Below are 17857 nucleotides of genomic sequence, written 5' to 3' on the forward strand. Positions count from 1 at the left end.
CCTCTCCAACAGCTAGAGGAAATCGGGTCGTTGGCTCTGCGTCTGCCTGAGCACACTCTCAAGCTGATCCCAGTTCCCTTCCAGGATCGTCTCTTCCAGCTGCTCCAAGCTCCAGCGATAAGCGGCCAGTCCCCGTAGGACTGCCGCCGTGTTGCTGGCCGCCATCGCCGTACCTAACTGCGGATTACCACCACCGACCCGGGTGGTGTCGGCAAAACCGCTGGAGGCCAGCTGGCGAGCTAACGCCAACACCGCTGGATCCCGCTCAGATCCGACGGCCTGCAAGAGAGCGGCACTCACCAGCACAGGCACATGGGAGATCAGCGCCACAGCCTGGTCGTGGCGGTCTGCCTCCGTGACCAAACAATGACTACCCACCGCCGTGGCCAAAGCCTCCACCATTGCCAGTGCTTGGGGATCGGTAGCAGCCTCAGGGGTGACCACCCATGGACGCCCTCGAAACAAATCCCGCAGACCTGCTTCCACGCCAGCCTCCGCGGTACCAGCCATGGGATGACTAGCGACGAAACGCGGGTGCAGCGAGCGCCAAGTCGCCAGCACCGCTCCCTTCACAGACCCCACATCCGTCACCACCGCCTCCCGGGGCAAAGCCGAGATCAAAGCGGCATCAGGATCGAGAAGCCGGTTCAACGGCATCGCCAGAATCACCAATTCAGAGCCCGCAAGCGCTTGAGGATCCGTACTGACCTCGTGCACAAGGCCACGTTCGAGAGCCCGATCAGCGGTGCATTGACGATGGGTAATCCCCCTCACTCGACAACCAAGAGCCTGAAGATCTAGGCCAAGCGAGCCACCGATCAACCCAAGCCCCACCACTCCCACCGTCGTGGGCAATCCAGTCAGGGCGACCTTCTCGCGCTGCATTACCACCCGATCGACTCGCCCCATGTTGATCGACGGTCAAGCGCACACCAACACCCTTGAGGGGTCCAATTAGGCTCAGCAGATGCTGGAAGCGCGTGCCCATCAGCAGCTCAAGCACCTGCTCCAGCAGGAGCGCTCCTCCTGGCCCCATCACCTCACCCTCAGCCGCCTGATGGCACGGGGACTGCGACGCAGGGATTCGGCCTTGTTTCAACTTGCTCCAAGCAGCCAGGAGCACTGGTGGCTCGGTGTTCTCGTACCTCTATGCCTGCAGAGCCGCCGTGCGGTGTTGGTCCTCGAAGAGCCCCAGAAACGACGGCTCCTGCAGGTAGAACGGCCACGCCTGCTGGAGGCTGGCCTCAAACTCGCCTGTTGGACAGCCGAGACGCCACCGCCAGGAGATCAAGTCTGGGTTCTTTCCACAGCTGGTTTGGTGCGCGCCCACCAGCAAGGACTGCTGATGCCTGACCACCAACTGGTCGTGCCAGAAGGACAACACTTCAGCCAGCGTCTACGCAACGCACTCGCAACGGAGATCGGCCCCAGTGACTGGGAACGGCTACGCCAGGCCCACCCTTGCGCGGATGCCGCTCTGCTTGAGCTGCACGAACGCCTCAGTCGCCGCGTGTTCGCGCAGGCCACCCGCAACGATGCTCAGGTGCGCCTCGATGGCAGCGCACTGTTGGCCCTGCGGGATCTTGTAGGCCTGCTGGGCCCCTTACCCGACCCCTGGACGGACCTCATCCGCGCCAGAGAAGACCAGTGGGTGAGTTGGGCCTCTTTGGACCATCGCCTGCTGCAGTGGCGCTGGCATCTGGACGTGCTCGAACCGTTGCAAGAGCTCCGTGAGCTAATTGAGCACCAACCAGCGCTGTTGATCAGTGGAAATGGCCAGGCAGACCCACTCGAGCAAGAATTAACGACCGCCGGACTCAATCTTGATGTGGTCGTGCATCTGCGCGAACCCTCACTGTTGGACCCATTGCCTCTGTTTGCCCCACGTCGCCAACCGCTGCCCAATACCGAAGTGTTCTCAGAGCACTTGCTGGATCAGGCGCGTCGATTAATCCTCGGTCGATCCGGACTGACCGTGGTGCTGCTCAACGACGACGGGATGCGCCAGCGGCTGACCAGCGAACTGGCGGGTGAATTTGGCAGTCGGGTGATCCACGAGGCCACAAGCCCCGAAAGCAACGGCGTGATCTGCTGCCGCTGGGACTGGTGGTTGCAGCACCAGGATCAACTGCCGCTTCCTGAGCAGCTGATTGTGGCCCTACTCCCCCTGGCCAGCTTGGAGTCACCACTCACCGCTGCGCGCGTGGAAGCCCTGAAACGCCAGGGACGCGACTGGTTCCGCGAACTTCTACTGCCAGAAGCCCTCCTGCAAATCGCACCAGCCGTGGCTCCTCTTCGCCGCAACGGTGGCCGCCTGGCCATCCTTGATGGACGGGTGAGGGGCCGGAGCTGGGGGGAACAGGTGCTGACAACCCTTCAACCCTGGACCCCTCTGCAGCGCCTGCTCCCCCAATGAGCCCATCCGAGAACAAACCACAATCACACCCCTAGGCTGCTGCCTATCCAGAGCACTGCTCCGCATGGGAGAAGCCCGCCGTCGCGCCAGCCAGGGGATGCCACCCCGAAAGCCGAAACCCGCCAACGGGTCATCGGAACGGGTCGTCTCCTGGCTCCCCCTCACCAAGCAACAAACCAGTCAGTTCATGGCCATCACAACCCGTGGGGCCTGGATCGGCATCGGCTCTTTGGTGGTGCTCTGGGTCGTCGTGCGTTTCATCGGTCCAGCCGCAGGTTGGTGGAGCCTGGCTGATACACGTTGATTGAAGCCGCAACGACGACGGCGCCCCCTGCAGAGACATCAGGCCTGTCTGCAGGCCCACACATCCGCCGCGAATCTAAAGGAAACATTTAAAATGCTTGAGGTCACGTGGCCTCAAGCGCATGTTTCATCGTCTGGCCCAGCAGTACCGCTCTGTCGTGCATGACCTGGTGATGAGCCTTCAGGCTCTTGCCAGCAGTCTGAAGACATGCGGCATGACCGCCTCCTGCTACGTCTGCGATGACGGAAGCGAAGACCATGGCGCCTCATTCGTGGCCGATCTGGGTGATCAACACATGGTCAGGTTCCTGGTATCCGATTACGGCATCAGCTGGGTTGAATCCCGCAATGGGCGCGAACTCGTGAAACTCGAAGGCGCCGAAGCCATTCAAGAACTGGAGCGTCTATCGCAGTTCCTACAGGGACTCAGCAAGGGCAGCAATGAACTTGCTGCCAAAGCCGAGACCAACAAACAAGCAGCTCTGCCCCCTGACTGACCCCCACATCGATCAGCTTGCTGCGACATCAGCGCAGCATCCCTTAGGCCGCAGCTGACGCAGCCTTTGGATCGTCGGCCTTTTTATCAGCGCTAGCTGCAGCTGCATTGCCCTTGGCCGCCGCAGTGCGCGCAGCCGCCGCAAGAGGACGCATCGAGTTGGAGGTCACCTCTGAGCCATCGGTGAGCTTCTGACGCACCAACACCTCAATCGTCTCCTTGGCTTCGGGGTTCTGCTCGAGCCAGCCGATGGTGTTGTCGCGACCCTGACCGATGTTGTCGCCTTCGTAGCTGTACCAGGCCCCTTTGCGGATCACCACACCGGTTTCCTCAGCGAGATCCAACAAGCAGCCAAGGGTGCTGATGCCACGGCCGAACAGGATGTCAAATTCTGCGATCCGGAACGGGGGGGCCACCTTGTTTTTGGCCACCTTGACCTTGGCCCTGATTCCGTATTCCTCAGTTCCGCGCTTCAGGGTCTGAATGCGACGAATATCAAGCCGCACTGACGCATAGAACTTGAGAGCGTTACCACCCGTCGTGGTCTCCGGATTGCCATAGGTGACCCCAATCTTCAGGCGCAACTGATTGAGGAAAATCACCGTGCAACCAGACTTGCCAATGTTGCCAGTGATTTTGCGCATCGCCTGGCTCATTAAACGAGCCTGACTCCCCACCGCCAAATCACCCATTTCCCCTTCGATCTCAGCGCGGGGCGTCAGAGCAGCCACAGAGTCGACCACGACGATATCCACCGCGGCCGAACGCACCAGCTGATCTACGATCTCCAACGCCATCTCACCGGTGTCGGGCTGGGAGACGAGAAGATTCTCGATATCGACGCCTAGCGACGCGGCATACACCGGATCGAGGGCGTGCTCGGCATCCACAAAGGCAGCCACACCACCCCGACGCTGCACTTCAGCGATCGCATGCAACGTCAGCGTGGTCTTACCAGAACTCTCCGGGCCGTAAACCTCAACCACACGCCCTTTGGGATAACCGCCACCCAAAGCGAGATCGAGGGTGAGGGCACCGGTCGAGATGGTTTCAACCCGCATGCGGGAGGCATCCCCAAGGCGCATGATCGATCCCTTGCCAAAATTGCGCTCGATCTGACCAAGCACAAGGTTCAGGGCTTTATCGCGCTCACCGGGGCGAGCATCGGATCCGGAGGACTGGGCGGCTTTCACGTCAACTGGCATGGCAGAAAAAACTAAGGGGTGGAAGGGCGTTACAGGCCGCAGACCAGGACGGCGCAAAAAGCGCTGCGACTGAACCACTAGGCACTGAACAGACCATCCAGTGCCCAAGACGCAGTCGATCGTCCCATGTAGTACAGATGTACGTTAACGAATCAAGTCCAGTCCGCCAAGGGGGCAGCGAACTGCGTCAGTTCCAACAGCTGCACGCCTTGGGGCAGGGCGTGACGATCAGACGGACGCAAATAGCCCCACTCGGCAAGGAAACAGGGAAGAGACCTCAGCCCCGGAGTCGCCAGCACGGTCTCGAGCGTGGCCAGGCGATCCTCGACAAAACCACACAGCGATTGCTCAGCGATCAATCGCAGCAATACATCAGGCTTTGAACCGGCTTCATGGCCGAACAGCAGCGCAGGCTGGAGATCAAATGCATCCAACAACTCGGAGGTAAAGGCCCGCCCCTTGGTGGTGAGAACAGCCCAGTCGACGCCCTCAGCAGCGAGGGATCGCAAGCGTTGGGGTACGCCGGCAAAGGGCCGATGACGATTGAGCCAGGTGGAACGATCCTCCGCCATAGCCGAGTGCCTGACTTGCTCGAGAGCCTCCTGCAATTGCTGAGGCGACCAGTCCCTGGCCTCGAGAGCCTGACGACAGTGCTCCGAATAGGCAGCAACAAATGCATCCACACCGAGGCGCTGCAGCAGACCGTCGTTCTCCTGCAGCAGCGACGCCATCAGCACCATCTCCCAACCATGGTGAATCCAGGGGCGAAGCTGTCGGAAGCCATCAGGGATCCGATTCGGGACCTGGTGCCGCATGCCGCCAGCAGCGCTCAAGCTCAGGCAGGCCAGACAAGCACTCCACCAGTACTCCTCCATACCGTCGACGATTACACCGTCGAAGTCGAAGACCAACAAAGGACGGTTGGACACCGAAAAGAACTGAAAACTGGGCCGCTAGGATTCGAACCTAGGAATGGCGAGACCAAAACCCGCTGCCTTACCACTTGGCGACGGCCCAACGCGCGCAATCTGCGTTCCCGAAGGTCTGCTGACTGGTGCCTGAATAGTTACCCACATTGGAGTGGCCTTCGTCAATCCATTGTTCCGGAGGTCAACAGTGGCTCAGGGCGGGAAGACTCGGAGCCGCCTCTGTTCCGCCTGACCGAAGACGTCGCTACGCAAGCGATAACGCTCCACTAAATCCGCCTGCATCCGGCGGACCTCCTCCGTACGGGGGAGAAGCTCCACGGGTCGACCCAACGGCACCACCACCTGCTCGACAGCGAGACGGCATTCCTCTAGAGCAGCAAAGGCATCCGCACGATCATCACTGGAAGCAGGCAGAGCCTCTTCCGTTCGGCGTGCCAGCAGACGCTCCAGTGCACGCTCCACCTGCGGCAGGGTATCGGCCTTAATCACAAGGATGGGCACCCGAGCCTCGCGGGCCTGACGACGCAAGCCGGGTTGCCGCCCTAACCCCTGGCGAATACTGAGCACCACATCGGCCTCGACGAGGTCCTCCACCAGCCGAACAGGCCAGTCGTGACGTCGCGTGGCCTCCTCGATCAGACGAGGATTCAACCCGCAACAGAGCACCTGCAGTCCATCCCAGCCATCACTCGGCCCACCCTGAGGCCCCTCGGCCTGAGCCTCGCCTACCGCACGGATGGGATCGGGCAGCGGCACCACAGCCAGCGGTGGCTTCACCCCTGACCACCGCGAGGGCGATCGCTGCGGATCGCGGGGGCGACGCGGCCCGTCGCCGACAGGCGCTGCCTCAACAAGCCGAACAGTGCCATCAGGCTCCAGCTCGCGCAGCTGAGCCCTGGGTTGATGCCCCCTCAGCAGAAGATCCACCGTGGCGCCCACATCAGGATGCACCGCCCAGCGATGACGCTGATGCATTTCCACCGCCAGCGGAAACGTTGGCTCAGCGGCACGTTCCAACACCGTTTTCTGGCTGCGCCGCCGCCGTGCCTCATCATCACCAAGAGTGACCGACTCAATACCACCGACCAGATCACAAAGGGTGGGGTTCTTGATCAGGTTGGCCAATGCGTTGCCATGCGCCGTAGCCACCAGCATCACGCCACGCTCAGCAATCGTGCGTGCCGCCTGGGCCTCGAGTTCCGTGCCGATCTCATCGATCACAATCACCTCGGGCATGTGGTTCTCCACCGCCTCGATCATCACCTGATGCTGAAGCTCGGGGCGGGCCACCTGCATGCGCCGAGCCCGGCCAATCGCCGGATGGGGGATGTCACCGTCGCCGGCGATCTCATTGCTGGTGTCGATCACCACCACCCGCTTACCGAATTCATCAGCAAGAACCCTGGCGATCTCACGCAGAGCTGTGGTCTTGCCCACCCCCGGGCGACCCATCAGCAGAAGCGACTCACCGCTATCGAGCAGATCGCGCACCATCGCGACAGTGCCGAACACAGCACGGCCGACGCGGCAAGTGAGGCCCACCACATCACCGCAACGGCTTCGGATCGCACTGATGCGATGGAGGGTTCGTTCAATGCCAGCACGATTATCGGCACCGAACTGTCCCAGCCGTTCAACGGTGGCCTGAAGCGCATCTCGACTGAGACAAGCATCGCCCAGGGGCATCGAACGGCCTGGGTAGCGGGCTTCCGGTACACGACCAAGATCCAAGACCACTTCCAGCAGCTCATCCCTGCACTCGGCCGACGCCAATGCTTGCTGCACATCTGCTGGCAACAGCATCAGCAAACGATCGAGGTCGTCAGTGATGTGCTCGGTGGTCATCTGCCAACCCTTCGACCCAGAGGCGTTGACCGCCTTCTAGCAGGGAGAACGGCCATAACGGGTCTGCAACCAGGGATTGACCAGTGTTTTGGCCTTACTGAGGGCCTGAGCCCAGCCCTCTGGCCAATCGACCAGATGCTGGCCCCGCTCCAACGCCGCCTGAAGCCAAGGCTGAACCAAGGCCCTGGCTTGGCCTCCGAACGCAACGCCAGCGGGACGAAAGGTCTGAGCTGACGAAGAATCCAGCAACAGGTCCAGCGTGCTGGCATTGGTTCCACCAGCCAGCTGAAGAGGGCCGGGAGGCGCAAGCGGACGTATGTGCTGCCAAAGCTGAATAGCGGCACGGGCAGTGCCCCTCCCCACATCACCGCTCATCGGCCTGCCATCAAGCTGCCAAAGCGGACGCAGACCATGGCGACGCACCACTCCAAAACGCTGCCAGAGCTCCCTCGCAAGATCAGGCGCCGTCAGCCCGTGTCCCTCCAGTCCGCAACTCACTGCCAGACGCTGTAGAGGGACCTGGGCATTGACCAGCGCCTGGACGGCATCGGAGAAGGTCTTGCCTCGACCAGGTGCTGTATGCACCTCGACGGCATCGGGATGAAGCGCCCTTAAGAGCGGCACAAGATCCTCAAGACGCTGACGATGCTCAGAGGCTTGGATCAAGCCAAGTGGACAGGCCGGAAGGCAGCGACCACAGCCATAGCAGCGAGACGCTTCGACCCCTCCACAACCAGCCTCCAAACATTGTGGCGCAGCAGGGATGGCATCAGCGGGGCAGACGCGAGCACAGGGTCTAGGGCAGTCGCTCGGACAGAGCTTGGGGTCGAATTGAGCCTTGCGGAAATGGGCGTCACTGCCGTCACTGATGCTCACCATCAACCAGACCGGTGGAGCGCCATGGTCGCGAGCCCAGGCCAGACCGGAACGGGCGGCGCGTACAACAGCTGCATCGGCCGCCACATCCACACAATGCACCCCTGCACAGGCATAAAGAGCGCAGAGGTCGGCGATACCAGGCAAATCCTGATTACTGGCACCGCAAATGAGCTTCACCCAATGCCCTGACATCAAGGCCGTTTCAGCGCGAGAGCGCGGCTGGGGGTGCACTGGAAAGGCTCAGGCCTCCAGATAGCTGGCCATGGACTGCCAACGCAGGCTGCGGGCCCCACCCATTTCGACAACGACCTTCAACCTGGGCTCACGACGGCAGAGCTCACAGAGCGATAGCAACTCTGATCGGCAGAGCACCTGCCCCTCGAGAAGCCACAAAGCCAAAGGTTTTGCCCCGAGAAGCCGTTCGCCAAGAATCGGCATCACCTCCTGCACCTCGCCAACGGCAGCACCTCGTCCGACGCTCTGATGGCCGAGGTGGGGAGGACGAATACCGTGCTTCTCAAACAGGAAGACTTCAACATCACCTAGACCGCGTGCGGAGGTCATATAGGTGTTGTATCCAGCCCCTCGAAGACGGCGAAGCAACCGTGTTTCCGCCCCGCCTTCCAAAGGAACGTGAATGGCCATGCATCCTGCAGCCTCCAGCTCACGGCGGAAACCCCGTCCTGAGAGGAGCAGCGGCATGGAACGAACACGGCTGAAACGGAGTCTGGCAGTCGAAGGGCCCATTGGAGAGGGGGGTGGGCTGTGGTGTAGTGTTTTTGTTTGCTCCGTGACTCTGTGCCCGTCCGCTAGCCGGGCCTCCAGATCGCGAAGCAGATTCAGCGATTGCGCTGGATCTCTAGGCCAGAGCAGCGGAGGGTTTCACCCAAAGCTGCCGGGAAACTGACCGACCTCGTCGGACAAGTCCCAGCCCGCTGATTCGCTCGCTAGCTCCATTCCGGATTCTTCGCCTCAACTTGAGGTGTCACGGCATCCGGCCATGACTGCGTTATCACGATCAGCACCCAAACCCCCGTTCATTTCATGAATGGAGGGCGTCCACGCTGGCGTTCTTACCTCCCCATGTCCATCGGCATCCTTGGGAAGAAGCTGGGTATGTCCCAGTTCTTCGACGAGCAAGGTAAATCCGTCCCGGTCACCCTGATCGAGGCTGGTCCTTGCCGCATCACCCAACTCAAATCATCTGAAACCGACGGCTATTCCGCCGTACAGATCGGCTTCGGCGACACTCGCGAGAAGTTGATCAACAGGCCAGAAAAAGGCCATCTCGCCAAATCTGGCGAGGGGCTTCTACGCCACCTCAGCGAATACCGCGTCGACGACTTGAGCGGTTTCGAACTGGGCCACAAAGTCACCGTTGGTGATTTCGAAGCCGGTCAGAAGGTCGACGTGAGCGGCGACACCATGGGTCGCGGCTTCTCTGGCTACCAGAAGCGTCACGGCTTCAGCCGCGGTCCGATGACCCACGGTTCTAAGAACCACCGCGAACCGGGCTCAACCGGCGCAGGTACCACGCCTGGCCGTATTTATCCCGGCAAGCGCATGGCTGGTCGCTACGGCGGCAAGAAAATCACCACCCGCGGTCTCACCATCCTCAAGGTGGACAGCGACCGCAACCTTCTGGTGGTGAAGGGATCGGTTCCCGGAAAGCCGGGCTCCCTACTCAACATCCGCCCCGCGAACCGGGTGGGTGCCAAGCCTTCCAAAGGAGGTAAGTGATGGCTAACTGTGTAGTCCGCGACTGGCAGGGCAAAGAAGCTGGCAGTGCCAGCCTTGACCTGAAGGTGGCGAAGGAAGCCACGGCAAACGACCTGATGCATCGCGCTGTCCTGCGCCAGCAGGCCCACAGCCGTCAAGGCACCGCCAGCACCCTGACCCGAGCAGAGGTTCGCGGTGGTGGCCGCAAGCCCTACAAACAAAAAGGAACGGGTCGGGCCCGTCAGGGTTCGATTCGCACACCACTGCGTCCTGGTGGCGGCATCGTCTTCGGACCGAAGCCCCGCTCCTACAACCTGGCGATGAACCGCAAGGAGCGTCGTCTCGCCCTTCGCACAGCCCTCATGGCCCGTGTGGAAGATCTGGTGGTGGTGAAGGACTTCGGCACCAACCTCGAAGCTCCCAAGACCCGAGAAATCACCGATGCTCTGGGGCGCCTCGGCATCGCTGCCGACACCAAGATCCTGATCATCCTCACCAACCCCTCTGAGGTCGTGCGCCGTTCGGTACGCAATCTCGAGAAGGTGAAGCTGATCTCCGCTGATCAACTCAACGTCTTCGATCTGCTGAACGCCAACAGCCTCGTGGTCGGGGAGACCGCACTCGCAACGATTCAGGAGGTCTATAGCGATGACTGAGCGCTTCACTGGACGACTGGCCGATGTGATCCGCAGACCGTTGATCACTGAGAAAGCCACCCGTGCACTGGAACTGAACCAGTACACCTTTGAGGTCGATCACCGAGCTGCCAAACCCGACATCAAGGCCGCCATTGAGCAGCTGTTCGATGTCAAGGTCACAGGCATCAGCACCATGAACCCGCCCCGACGCTCCCGTCGCGTTGGTCGCTTCGCCGGCAAGCGTGCCCAGGTGAAGAAGGCAGTGGTGCGTCTTGCCGAAGGCAGCTCCATCCAACTCTTCCCTGAGTCCTGAGGGGTCTGAAACGTCATGGCAATCCGTACATTCCGCCCCTACACCCCCGGAACCCGCACCCGGGTGGTCACCGACTTCAGTGAAGTCACCGGCCGCAAGCCGGAACGCTCCCTGGTGGTGGCCAAACACCGCCGCAAGGGTCGTAACAACCGCGGTGTGATCACCTGCCGTCATCGCGGCGGTGGCCACAAGCGCCTCTATCGACTGGTGGATTTCCGCCGCAACAAACACGGCGTCACCGCCAAGGTTGCAGCAATCCACTACGACCCCCACCGCAACGCCCGTCTCGCCCTTCTGTTCTATGCAGACGGCGAAAAGCGCTACATCCTTGCTCCTGCTGGTATCACCGTCGGCCAGACCGTGGTCTCCGGCCCAGAGTCTCCGATTGAGACCGGCAATGCTCTGCCTCTGTCTTCGATCCCATTGGGCTCGAGCGTTCATTGCGTTGAGCTCTATGCCGGCCGTGGTGGCCAGATGGTGCGTACCGCTGGTGCGAGTGCCCAAGTGATGGCGAAGGAGGGTGACTATGTCGCTCTCAAGCTTCCCTCCACTGAGGTGCGTCTCATCCGCCGCGAGTGCTACGCCACCCTCGGTGAAGTCGGCAACTCCGAGATCCGCAACACCAGCCTGGGTAAAGCCGGCCGTCGCCGCTGGCTTGGACGTCGTCCTCAGGTCCGAGGCAGTGTGATGAACCCTTGTGATCACCCCCACGGTGGTGGTGAGGGTCGCGCACCGATCGGCCGATCAGGTCCCGTCACCCCATGGGGTAAACCCGCCCTCGGTCTGAAGACCCGCAAGCGGAACAAGCCCAGCAACAAGTTCGTCCTCCGCAAGCGTCGCAAGACCTCCAAGCGGAGCCGTGGCGGACGCGATTCCTGATGCAACTCACCGTTCTGCCGTTCGCTTAATCCGCCATGGGACGTTCACTCAAAAAAGGCCCGTTTATTGCAGACAGCCTGCTTCGCAAGGTTGAAAAGCAAAACGCCGCTGATGACAAATCCGTCATCAAGACCTGGTCAAGGGCCTCCACCATCCTGCCGATGATGATCGGCCACACCATTGCCGTTCACAACGGCAAAAGCCACGTGCCGGTCTTTGTGACCGAGCAAATGGTGGGTCACAAACTGGGCGAATTCGCCCCCACCCGCACCTTCAAGGGCCACATCAAAGACAAGAAAGGAGGCCGCTGAGACCATGACCACGTCATCCCCGACAGCCCCCATCGCCCAGGCCCACGGTCGCTTCATCCGCGGCTCAGTGTCCAAAGTGCGGCGGGTTCTCGATCAGATCAGAGGTCGCACCTATCGCGACGCCTTGATCATGCTCGAGTTCATGCCCTACCGCTCCACCGGCCCGATCACCAAAGTGCTCCGGTCTGCTGTCGCCAATGCCGAGCACAACCTGGGGATGGATCCGTCCTCCCTGGTGATCACGAACGCCACAGCGGACATGGGTCCTTCCATGAAGCGGTATCGGCCCCGCGCCCAAGGTCGCGCCTTCGCGATCAAAAAACAGACCTGCCACATCAGCATCGCTGTGGCAGCCCAGACCGACTCCTGACCCCCGAGCACACCGACTGATGGGACACAAAATCCATCCAACCGGCTTACGCCTGGGGATCACCCAGGAGCACCGGTCCCGCTGGTATGCCTCCAGCAAGAACTATCCGTCTCTTCTTCAAGAAGATGACCGGATCCGCAAATTCATCCACAAGAAATACGGCTCCGCCGGCATCAGCGATGTGCTGATCGCCCGCAAAGCTGATCAACTTGAGGTTGAACTCAAAACCGCACGTCCCGGCGTGCTGGTTGGTCGCCAGGGCAGCGGCATTGAGGAGCTGCGCAGCGGCATCCAGAAAACCGTCGGAGATTCGAGCCGTCAGGTCAGGATCAATGTCGTTGAAGTCGAGCGGGTTGACGCCGATGCATTTCTGCTTGCTGAGTACATCGCTCAGCAATTGGAAAAGCGAGTGGCGTTCCGCCGCACGATCCGCATGGCCGTCCAACGGGCCCAGCGCGCTGGCGTGCTCGGCCTGAAGATCCAGGTGAGCGGCCGTCTCAACGGTGCTGAAATCGCCCGCACCGAGTGGACCCGTGAAGGTCGTGTTCCATTGCATACCCTTCGCGCAGACATCGATTACGCCACCAAGGTGGCCAGCACCACCTACGGGGTGCTGGGCATCAAGGTCTGGGTGTTCAAAGGCGAAGTGCTGGGTGATGAAGCCCCGCAACAACTGCCAGTGGGGGCAACCCCACGGCGCCGGGCCGGTCGCAGGCCCCAACAGTTCGAAGACCGCTCCAACGAGGGTTGAACAGGAGGCCTGAACCATGCTGAGTCCAAAACGCGTCAAATTCCGTAAGCAGCAGCGCGGCCGCATGCGCGGCGTCGCTACCCGTGGCAACACCATTGCCTTCGGTCAATTCGCACTGCAAGCCCAGGAGTGCGGCTGGATCACCTCGCGTCAGATCGAGGCCAGCCGTCGTGCCATGACCCGCTATGTCAAGCGGGGCGGCAAAATCTGGATCCGGATCTTCCCGGACAAACCGGTCACCATGCGTCCTGCTGAAACCCGTATGGGTTCCGGTAAGGGCAACCCAGAATTCTGGGTGGCGGTGATCAAGCCGGGACGGGTTCTGTTCGAGATGGGCGGTGAGGAAATCACTCCCGAAATCGCACGGGAGGCCATGCGCCTTGCGCAGTACAAGCTTCCTGTGAAGACCAAGTTCATCACCCTGGAAGACCAGGAGACAGCCGCACAAGGCAGCGATGCCAAGGCTGCGTCCACCGCAACTGTGGAGGCCTGACCATGGCACGCCCCAATGCTTCCGAAATGCGTCAGCTCTCTGACGCAGAGATCAACGAACAGATCGACGGTCTCCGCCGCGAGCTGTTCGACCTGCGCTTCCAGCAGGCCACACGGCAACTCGCCAACACGCACCGCTTCAAGGAAAGCCGCATCAAGCTGGCCCAACTGCTGACGGTGCAATCGGAGCGTCAAAGCTCCACTGCTTCCTGATCCCCTAAGGAGAACCAACCATGGCACTCAAGGAAAGGGTCGGCACCGTCGTCAGCGACAAGATGGACAAAACGGTGGTTGTCGCGGTGGAGAACCGCTTCCCCCACCCCATCTATCAAAAGACGGTGAGCCGTACCACCCGTTACAAGGCTCACGATGAAGACAACAACTGCCGGGTCGGCGACCGCGTTCGCATCACCGAAACCCGGCCGATGAGCCGCCACAAGCGCTGGGCAATCGCCGAAGTGCTCAGCCACAGCCCTAAAGCTGACGAGGCCGCCAAATGATTCAGCAAGAATCTTTCCTCACCGTCGCTGACAACAGCGGCGCCAAGCGGATCCAGTGCATCCGTGTGCTGGGCAGCAATCGTCGCTACGCCCACGTGGGCGATGTGATCGTGGCCGCCGTCAAGGACGCCATGCCCAACATGGGCGTGAAAAAGTCCGATGTCGTGAAGGCCGTTGTGGTGCGCACGCGAGCAACTCTGCGTCGCGACACCGGCAACTCAATCCGCTTCGACGACAACGCAGCGGTGATCATCAACGACGACAAGAACCCCAAGGGCACCCGCGTCTTCGGTCCTGTGGCCCGTGAACTGCGCGACCGCAACTTCACCAAAATCGTCTCCCTCGCTCCGGAGGTGATCTGAGATGGCAACTGCAACTCCGAAATCCAACACCACTCAGCGCATCAAGATGCGTCTGCGCAAAGGTGACACCGTTCAGGTGATCACTGGTAAGGACAAGGGCAAGACCGGTGAAGTGCTTCGCACCCTGCCCAATGAGAACCGTGTGATCGTGCAGGGCATCAACCTGCGCACTAGACACGTCAAGCCCACCCAGGAAGGTGAATCTGGTCGGATCGTCACCGAGGAAGCATCACTGCATGCCTCCAACGTGATGCTCTATTCGACCTCAAAGAAGGTCGCCAGCCGCGTTGAGCTCGTCACTGAACAGGACGGCACCAAGAAACGTCGCCTCAAGAAAACCGGCGAAGTGATCGATTGATCCTCGACCCTCTCTTCTGACCAAGTCCAGAAGTCCATTCCCCAGCCATGTCACTCAAACAGCGCTACAGGGAGACCATTCAGCCCAAATTGCTGAAAGACCTCAGTCTCTCCAATGTCCACGAAGTCCCCAAGGTGGTGAAAGTCACCGTCAACCGGGGCCTCGGTGAAGCAGCCCAGAACGCCAAGTCCCTAGAGGCCTCGGTGAATGAACTGGCACAGATCACCGGCCAGAAGGTGTTGGTTACCCGCGCCAAGAAGGCCATCGCCGGCTTCAAAATTCGCCAGGGCATGCCGATCGGCTGCGCAGTCACCCTTCGCGGCGACCGCATGTATGCCTTCCTGGAGCGTCTGATCAACCTCGCACTGCCGCGCATCCGCGACTTCCGCGGCGTCAGCCCTAAGAGCTTCGACGGTCGAGGGAATTACACCCTGGGGGTGAGGGAACAGATCATCTTTCCTGAAATCTCGTTCGACCAGATCGACGCCATTAGGGGCATGGACATCACCATCGTGACCACTGCCCGCACGGATGAAGAGGGCCGGGCCCTCCTCAGCGAGATGGGAATGCCATTCCGCAGCAACTGAGCCCCCCTCGGAAACCCACTATGGCCAACCACGACCCTATTTCCGACATGCTCACCCGCATTCGCAATGCGAGTGAGAAACGTCATCAGTCCACAAAAGTTCCCGCCTCGCGTATGTCGCGCAGCATCGCAAAGGTGCTGCAGCAGGAGGGTTTCATCGCTGAAATCAGCGAAGAAGGTGAAGGGATTCACACCAGCCTGGTCCTGGAACTGAAGTACAGCGGCAAGCACCGCCAGCCCACCATCCGCTCAATGCAGCGGGTCAGCAAACCGGGCTTGCGCATCTACAAGAACACCCGTGGCCTACCCAAAGTCCTCGGCGGATTGGGGGTGGCAATCATCTCCACCTCCAAGGGTGTGATGAGCGACCGCGATGCCCGAAAAGAGGGCGTCGGTGGTGAAGTGCTCTGCTACGTGTACTGACCAGGAGCCAAAACTATGTCTCGTATTGGTAAATCTCCAATCCCCATCCCCGAGAAGGTCAACATCACCCTCGACGGCCTTGCCGTGACGGTGAAGGGCCCCAAGGGTGAACTCAAACGAACCCTGCCTGATGGCGTCACCATCAGCCAGGTCGATAACACCATCGTTGTGGCCCCTAGCAATGACAAGCGGCGCTCTCGTGAGCGCCATGGTCTTTGCCGCACCCTGGTGGCAAACATGGTTGAGGGCGTCAGCCACGGCTTCAGCAAAAAGCTTGAGATCGTGGGCGTGGGTAACCGCGCTCAGGTCAAAGGCAAAACCCTGATCGTCAGCGCCGGCTACAGCCACCCCGTGGAAGTGGTTCCCCCAGAAGGCATCACCTTCGCAGTGGAGAACAACACCAACGTCACCGTCTCCGGCACCGACAAAGAACTGGTCGGCAACGAAGCCGCCAAGATCCGCGCCATCCGTCCGCCTGAGCCCTACAAAGGCAAAGGCATCAAATATGCGGGCGAGCGCATCCTGCGCAAGGCAGGCAAGTCGGGCAAAAAGTAATCCCCTGCCAGGCAACCCTCCGTTTCCCCCACCATGTCGACCCTTTCCCGCAAACAGCAGACCCAGAAGCGCCACCGGCGCCTGCGTCGCCATCTCAACGGTTCCGCCACGCGTCCGCGCCTGGCCGTGTTCCGTTCCAACAACCACATCTACGCCCAAGTCATCGACGACGATGCCCAGAGCACCCTCTGCTCAGCATCAACCGTTGACAAGGAACTGCGCACCAACCTCAAGGCTGACGGCAGCAGCTGTGATGCCTCCGTCGCGGTGGGCTCACTGCTAGCCAAGCGCGCCATCGCCAAGGGCATCCAACAGGTGGTCTTCGATCGCGGCGGCAACCTGTACCACGGCCGGGTGCAAGCCCTCGCCGATGCCGCCCGGGAAGCGGGCCTTCAATTCTGATCCTGCTCTCAACATGACCGAACCAAACACTCAGACCCCCGCCAACGACGTCCCGGCAGCGTCCAATGTTCCTGCAGCAGCTGAAGGCCAGCAGCAGGAACAGCGTCGTGGTGGACGCGACCGCGGCGACCGTCGTGGTGGACGCCGCGGTGATCGCCGCGGCCAGGAGCGTGATTCCGAATGGCAGGAACGCGTCGTGCAAATCCGCCGTGTCTCCAAAACCGTCAAGGGAGGCAAAAAGATGAGCTTCCGGGCCATCGTCGTGGTCGGTAACGAGCGCGGCCAGGTCGGCGTCGGCGTCGGCAAAGCGGGCGATGTCATCGGTGCCGTGCGTAAAGGGGTTGCCGACGGCAAAAAGCACCTTGTGAAGGTGCCGCTGACGCGTCACAACTCCATCCCCACACTGTCCAATGGACGTGACGGTGCCGCCAGCGTTCTGATTCGTCCTGCCGCACCGGGTACCGGTGTGATCGCGGGTGGTTCCATCCGCACCGTGTTGGAACTAGCTGGCATCAAGAACGTGCTGGCGAAACGCCTCGGCAGCAAGACGCCTCTAAACAACGCCCGGGCTGCGATGGTGGCCCTGGCCGAGCTCCGCACCCACAAGGACACCGCCAAGGAACGGGGGATCTCCCTCGAGCAGATCTACTCCTGATTCCCCATGACCCTTCGTCTCGATTCCCTCAAACCCAACAAAGGCGCCCGTCGCCGCAAACTGCGTAAGGGCCGCGGCATCGCCGCAGGCCAAGGCGCCAGCTGTGGCTTCGGTATGCGTGGCCAAAAATCCCGCTCAGGCCGTCCGACCCGCCCCGGTTTCGAGGGTGGTCAAATGCCGCTGTACCGCCGGGTGCCCAAGCTCAAGCACTTCCCGCTGGTGAACCCCAAGTTCTTCACCGTCTTGAATGTGTCAGCTCTCAATGAGCTCAAGGCCGGCAGCACCGTCAATCTCGACTCACTCGTCAAGGACGGGGTGGTGACGAGCCCTAAGCACCCACTCAAAGTGCTTGGCAACGGTGAACTGAAGGTGAAACTCACCGTTCAGGCAGCAGCATTCACCGCCTCTGCCCGCAGCAAGATCGAAGCCGCAGGTGGCAGCTGCGAAGTGCTCGACTAGTCACCCCGATT

General features: G+C 61.0%; 27 protein-coding genes and 1 tRNA gene. 21 read left to right on the forward strand and 7 right to left on the reverse strand.

Annotated elements, in window-relative coordinates; translation table 11 throughout:
- Positions 1 to 12: 12 nt before the first annotated feature.
- The gene (locus DXY10_RS10770) at positions 13 to 885 is read right to left on the reverse strand and encodes a prephenate/arogenate dehydrogenase (protein WP_115019234.1); all 873 of its coding nucleotides are present in this window, start codon (positions 883 to 885) and stop codon (positions 13 to 15) included.
- Between the two features lie 82 nt (positions 886 to 967).
- On the opposite strand from DXY10_RS10770, the gene DXY10_RS10775 reads away from it, so the two are divergent.
- From DXY10_RS10775 to DXY10_RS10785, 3 genes are all read left to right on the forward strand, one after another.
- Complete coding sequence (locus DXY10_RS10775) at positions 968 to 2416, forward strand: helicase (protein WP_115019236.1); 1449 nt, start codon at positions 968 to 970, stop codon at positions 2414 to 2416.
- 64 nt (positions 2417 to 2480) lie between these two features.
- Entirely contained in the window at positions 2481 to 2720 is a 240-nt protein-coding gene (locus DXY10_RS10780) for a DUF2839 domain-containing protein (protein ID WP_115019238.1), read from the forward strand.
- 121 nt (positions 2721 to 2841) lie between these two features.
- Entirely contained in the window at positions 2842 to 3216 is a 375-nt protein-coding gene (locus DXY10_RS10785; protein ID WP_115019240.1) for a DUF1815 family protein, read from the forward strand.
- A 43-nt stretch (positions 3217 to 3259) separates the two neighbouring features.
- Here DXY10_RS10785 and recA read toward each other — a convergent pair whose 3' ends face one another.
- The 6 genes from recA to DXY10_RS10815 all read right to left on the reverse strand — a co-directional run bounded on the left by recA (position 3260) and on the right by DXY10_RS10815 (position 8775).
- Positions 3260 to 4420: a recombinase RecA gene (gene recA, locus DXY10_RS10790; protein WP_115019242.1), complete on the reverse strand. Its 1161-nt coding sequence runs from the start codon at positions 4418 to 4420 to the stop codon at positions 3260 to 3262.
- A 152-nt stretch (positions 4421 to 4572) separates the two neighbouring features.
- Positions 4573 to 5349 carry an HAD family hydrolase gene (locus DXY10_RS10795; protein WP_115019244.1) on the reverse strand — a complete coding sequence of 259 codons (777 nt, stop codon included), beginning with the start codon at positions 5347 to 5349 and terminating at the stop codon, positions 4573 to 4575.
- A gap of 16 nt (positions 5350 to 5365) precedes the next feature.
- Positions 5366 to 5437, reverse strand: a tRNA-Gln gene (locus DXY10_RS10800).
- Positions 5438 to 5541: 104 nt separating this feature from the next.
- Positions 5542 to 7194 carry an AAA family ATPase gene (locus tag DXY10_RS10805; RefSeq protein ID WP_115019247.1) on the reverse strand — a complete coding sequence of 551 codons (1653 nt, stop codon included), beginning with the start codon at positions 7192 to 7194 and terminating at the stop codon, positions 5542 to 5544.
- Between the two features lie 36 nt (positions 7195 to 7230).
- Complete coding sequence (locus DXY10_RS10810; protein ID WP_115019358.1) at positions 7231 to 8250, reverse strand: LdpA C-terminal domain-containing domain; 1020 nt, start codon at positions 8248 to 8250, stop codon at positions 7231 to 7233.
- A 63-nt stretch (positions 8251 to 8313) separates the two neighbouring features.
- Positions 8314 to 8775, reverse strand: a complete 462-nt coding sequence (locus DXY10_RS10815) for an NAD(P)H-quinone oxidoreductase subunit N (protein WP_115019249.1) — start codon at positions 8773 to 8775, stop codon at positions 8314 to 8316.
- Between the two features lie 381 nt (positions 8776 to 9156).
- On the opposite strand from DXY10_RS10815, the gene rplC reads away from it, so the two are divergent.
- Genes rplC through rplO form a run of 18 tightly spaced genes read left to right on the forward strand, consistent with a single transcriptional unit; the run spans position 9157 to position 17846 of the window.
- Positions 9157 to 9813 (forward strand): 50S ribosomal protein L3, encoded by a 657-nt coding sequence (gene rplC / locus DXY10_RS10820; RefSeq protein WP_115019360.1) that lies wholly within the window; start codon positions 9157 to 9159, stop codon positions 9811 to 9813.
- Positions 9813 to 10448 (forward strand): 50S ribosomal protein L4, encoded by a 636-nt coding sequence (gene rplD / locus DXY10_RS10825; protein ID WP_115019251.1) that lies wholly within the window; start codon positions 9813 to 9815, stop codon positions 10446 to 10448. Before rplC ends, rplD begins: the two co-directional genes overlap by 1 nt.
- Positions 10441 to 10743 (forward strand): 50S ribosomal protein L23, encoded by a 303-nt coding sequence (locus DXY10_RS10830; RefSeq protein WP_115019253.1) that lies wholly within the window; start codon positions 10441 to 10443, stop codon positions 10741 to 10743. Before rplD ends, DXY10_RS10830 begins: the two co-directional genes overlap by 8 nt.
- Positions 10744 to 10758: 15 nt before the next feature.
- Positions 10759 to 11622 (forward strand): 50S ribosomal protein L2, encoded by an 864-nt coding sequence (gene rplB, locus DXY10_RS10835; protein ID WP_115019256.1) that lies wholly within the window; start codon positions 10759 to 10761, stop codon positions 11620 to 11622.
- A gap of 35 nt (positions 11623 to 11657) precedes the next feature.
- The gene (gene rpsS, locus DXY10_RS10840; protein ID WP_115019258.1) at positions 11658 to 11933 is read left to right on the forward strand and encodes a 30S ribosomal protein S19; all 276 of its coding nucleotides are present in this window, start codon (positions 11658 to 11660) and stop codon (positions 11931 to 11933) included.
- Between the two features lie 4 nt (positions 11934 to 11937).
- On the forward strand, positions 11938 to 12303 hold the full coding sequence (rplV, locus tag DXY10_RS10845) for a 50S ribosomal protein L22 (protein ID WP_115019260.1): 366 nt from the start codon (positions 11938 to 11940) through the stop codon (positions 12301 to 12303).
- A 19-nt stretch (positions 12304 to 12322) separates the two neighbouring features.
- Positions 12323 to 13054, forward strand: a complete 732-nt coding sequence (gene rpsC / locus DXY10_RS10850) for a 30S ribosomal protein S3 (RefSeq protein ID WP_115019262.1) — start codon at positions 12323 to 12325, stop codon at positions 13052 to 13054.
- Positions 13055 to 13070: 16 nt separating this feature from the next.
- The gene (gene rplP / locus DXY10_RS10855; protein ID WP_115019263.1) at positions 13071 to 13547 is read left to right on the forward strand and encodes a 50S ribosomal protein L16; all 477 of its coding nucleotides are present in this window, start codon (positions 13071 to 13073) and stop codon (positions 13545 to 13547) included.
- A 2-nt stretch (positions 13548 to 13549) separates the two neighbouring features.
- Complete coding sequence (gene rpmC, locus DXY10_RS10860) at positions 13550 to 13759, forward strand: 50S ribosomal protein L29 (RefSeq protein ID WP_115019265.1); 210 nt, start codon at positions 13550 to 13552, stop codon at positions 13757 to 13759.
- Positions 13760 to 13779: 20 nt separating this feature from the next.
- A complete protein-coding gene (gene rpsQ / locus DXY10_RS10865; protein WP_115019267.1) occupies positions 13780 to 14046 on the forward strand; it encodes a 30S ribosomal protein S17 in 267 nt (88 codons plus the stop codon).
- Complete coding sequence (gene rplN / locus DXY10_RS10870; RefSeq protein ID WP_115019269.1) at positions 14043 to 14408, forward strand: 50S ribosomal protein L14; 366 nt, start codon at positions 14043 to 14045, stop codon at positions 14406 to 14408. The genes rpsQ and rplN overlap by 4 nt, the downstream gene beginning before the upstream one ends.
- Before the next feature lies 1 nt (position 14409).
- Positions 14410 to 14766, forward strand: a complete 357-nt coding sequence (gene rplX / locus DXY10_RS10875; RefSeq protein ID WP_115019271.1) for a 50S ribosomal protein L24 — start codon at positions 14410 to 14412, stop codon at positions 14764 to 14766.
- A gap of 47 nt (positions 14767 to 14813) precedes the next feature.
- Positions 14814 to 15353 carry a 50S ribosomal protein L5 gene (gene rplE, locus DXY10_RS10880; RefSeq protein WP_115019273.1) on the forward strand — a complete coding sequence of 180 codons (540 nt, stop codon included), beginning with the start codon at positions 14814 to 14816 and terminating at the stop codon, positions 15351 to 15353.
- Between the two features lie 20 nt (positions 15354 to 15373).
- On the forward strand, positions 15374 to 15775 hold the full coding sequence (gene rpsH / locus DXY10_RS10885; protein WP_115019275.1) for a 30S ribosomal protein S8: 402 nt from the start codon (positions 15374 to 15376) through the stop codon (positions 15773 to 15775).
- Between the two features lie 15 nt (positions 15776 to 15790).
- Complete coding sequence (gene rplF, locus DXY10_RS10890; RefSeq protein ID WP_115019277.1) at positions 15791 to 16330, forward strand: 50S ribosomal protein L6; 540 nt, start codon at positions 15791 to 15793, stop codon at positions 16328 to 16330.
- 33 nt (positions 16331 to 16363) lie between these two features.
- On the forward strand, positions 16364 to 16732 hold the full coding sequence (rplR, locus tag DXY10_RS10895) for a 50S ribosomal protein L18 (protein WP_115019279.1): 369 nt from the start codon (positions 16364 to 16366) through the stop codon (positions 16730 to 16732).
- A 13-nt stretch (positions 16733 to 16745) separates the two neighbouring features.
- On the forward strand, positions 16746 to 17387 hold the full coding sequence (rpsE, locus tag DXY10_RS10900; RefSeq protein ID WP_115019281.1) for a 30S ribosomal protein S5: 642 nt from the start codon (positions 16746 to 16748) through the stop codon (positions 17385 to 17387).
- A 6-nt stretch (positions 17388 to 17393) separates the two neighbouring features.
- Complete coding sequence (gene rplO, locus DXY10_RS10905; RefSeq protein WP_115019283.1) at positions 17394 to 17846, forward strand: 50S ribosomal protein L15; 453 nt, start codon at positions 17394 to 17396, stop codon at positions 17844 to 17846.
- The last annotated feature ends 11 nt before the right edge of the window (positions 17847 to 17857 follow it).

This window comes from Synechococcus sp. UW140 (assembly GCF_900474295.1).
Taxonomy (GTDB): domain Bacteria; phylum Cyanobacteriota; class Cyanobacteriia; order PCC-6307; family Cyanobiaceae; genus Synechococcus_C.

Bases quoted from the DNA above. Each gene is read 5' to 3' on its own strand.
- DXY10_RS10770 (WP_115019234.1), bottom strand. From the start codon at position 885: ATGCAGCGCGAGAAGGTCGCCCTGACTGGATTGCCCACGACGGTGGGA.
- DXY10_RS10775 (WP_115019236.1), top strand. From the start codon at position 968: ATGCTGGAAGCGCGTGCCCATCAGCAGCTCAAGCACCTGCTCCAGCAG.
- DXY10_RS10780 (WP_115019238.1), top strand. From the start codon at position 2,481: ATGGGAGAAGCCCGCCGTCGCGCCAGCCAGGGGATGCCACCCCGAAAG.
- DXY10_RS10785 (WP_115019240.1), top strand. From the start codon at position 2,842: ATGTTTCATCGTCTGGCCCAGCAGTACCGCTCTGTCGTGCATGACCTG.
- recA (WP_115019242.1), bottom strand. From the start codon at position 4,420: ATGCCAGTTGACGTGAAAGCCGCCCAGTCCTCCGGATCCGATGCTCGC.
- DXY10_RS10805 (WP_115019247.1), bottom strand. From the start codon at position 7,194: ATGACCACCGAGCACATCACTGACGACCTCGATCGTTTGCTGATGCTG.
- DXY10_RS10815 (WP_115019249.1), bottom strand. From the start codon at position 8,775: ATGCCGCTGCTCCTCTCAGGACGGGGTTTCCGCCGTGAGCTGGAGGCT.
- rplC (WP_115019360.1), top strand. From the start codon at position 9,157: ATGTCCATCGGCATCCTTGGGAAGAAGCTGGGTATGTCCCAGTTCTTC.
- rplD (WP_115019251.1), top strand. From the start codon at position 9,813: ATGGCTAACTGTGTAGTCCGCGACTGGCAGGGCAAAGAAGCTGGCAGT.
- DXY10_RS10830 (WP_115019253.1), top strand. From the start codon at position 10,441: ATGACTGAGCGCTTCACTGGACGACTGGCCGATGTGATCCGCAGACCG.
- rplB (WP_115019256.1), top strand. From the start codon at position 10,759: ATGGCAATCCGTACATTCCGCCCCTACACCCCCGGAACCCGCACCCGG.
- rpsS (WP_115019258.1), top strand. From the start codon at position 11,658: ATGGGACGTTCACTCAAAAAAGGCCCGTTTATTGCAGACAGCCTGCTT.
- rplV (WP_115019260.1), top strand. From the start codon at position 11,938: ATGACCACGTCATCCCCGACAGCCCCCATCGCCCAGGCCCACGGTCGC.
- rpsC (WP_115019262.1), top strand. From the start codon at position 12,323: ATGGGACACAAAATCCATCCAACCGGCTTACGCCTGGGGATCACCCAG.
- rplP (WP_115019263.1), top strand. From the start codon at position 13,071: ATGCTGAGTCCAAAACGCGTCAAATTCCGTAAGCAGCAGCGCGGCCGC.
- rpmC (WP_115019265.1), top strand. From the start codon at position 13,550: ATGGCACGCCCCAATGCTTCCGAAATGCGTCAGCTCTCTGACGCAGAG.
- rpsQ (WP_115019267.1), top strand. From the start codon at position 13,780: ATGGCACTCAAGGAAAGGGTCGGCACCGTCGTCAGCGACAAGATGGAC.
- rplN (WP_115019269.1), top strand. From the start codon at position 14,043: ATGATTCAGCAAGAATCTTTCCTCACCGTCGCTGACAACAGCGGCGCC.
- rplX (WP_115019271.1), top strand. From the start codon at position 14,410: ATGGCAACTGCAACTCCGAAATCCAACACCACTCAGCGCATCAAGATG.
- rplE (WP_115019273.1), top strand. From the start codon at position 14,814: ATGTCACTCAAACAGCGCTACAGGGAGACCATTCAGCCCAAATTGCTG.
- rpsH (WP_115019275.1), top strand. From the start codon at position 15,374: ATGGCCAACCACGACCCTATTTCCGACATGCTCACCCGCATTCGCAAT.
- rplF (WP_115019277.1), top strand. From the start codon at position 15,791: ATGTCTCGTATTGGTAAATCTCCAATCCCCATCCCCGAGAAGGTCAAC.
- rplR (WP_115019279.1), top strand. From the start codon at position 16,364: ATGTCGACCCTTTCCCGCAAACAGCAGACCCAGAAGCGCCACCGGCGC.
- rpsE (WP_115019281.1), top strand. From the start codon at position 16,746: ATGACCGAACCAAACACTCAGACCCCCGCCAACGACGTCCCGGCAGCG.
- rplO (WP_115019283.1), top strand. From the start codon at position 17,394: ATGACCCTTCGTCTCGATTCCCTCAAACCCAACAAAGGCGCCCGTCGC.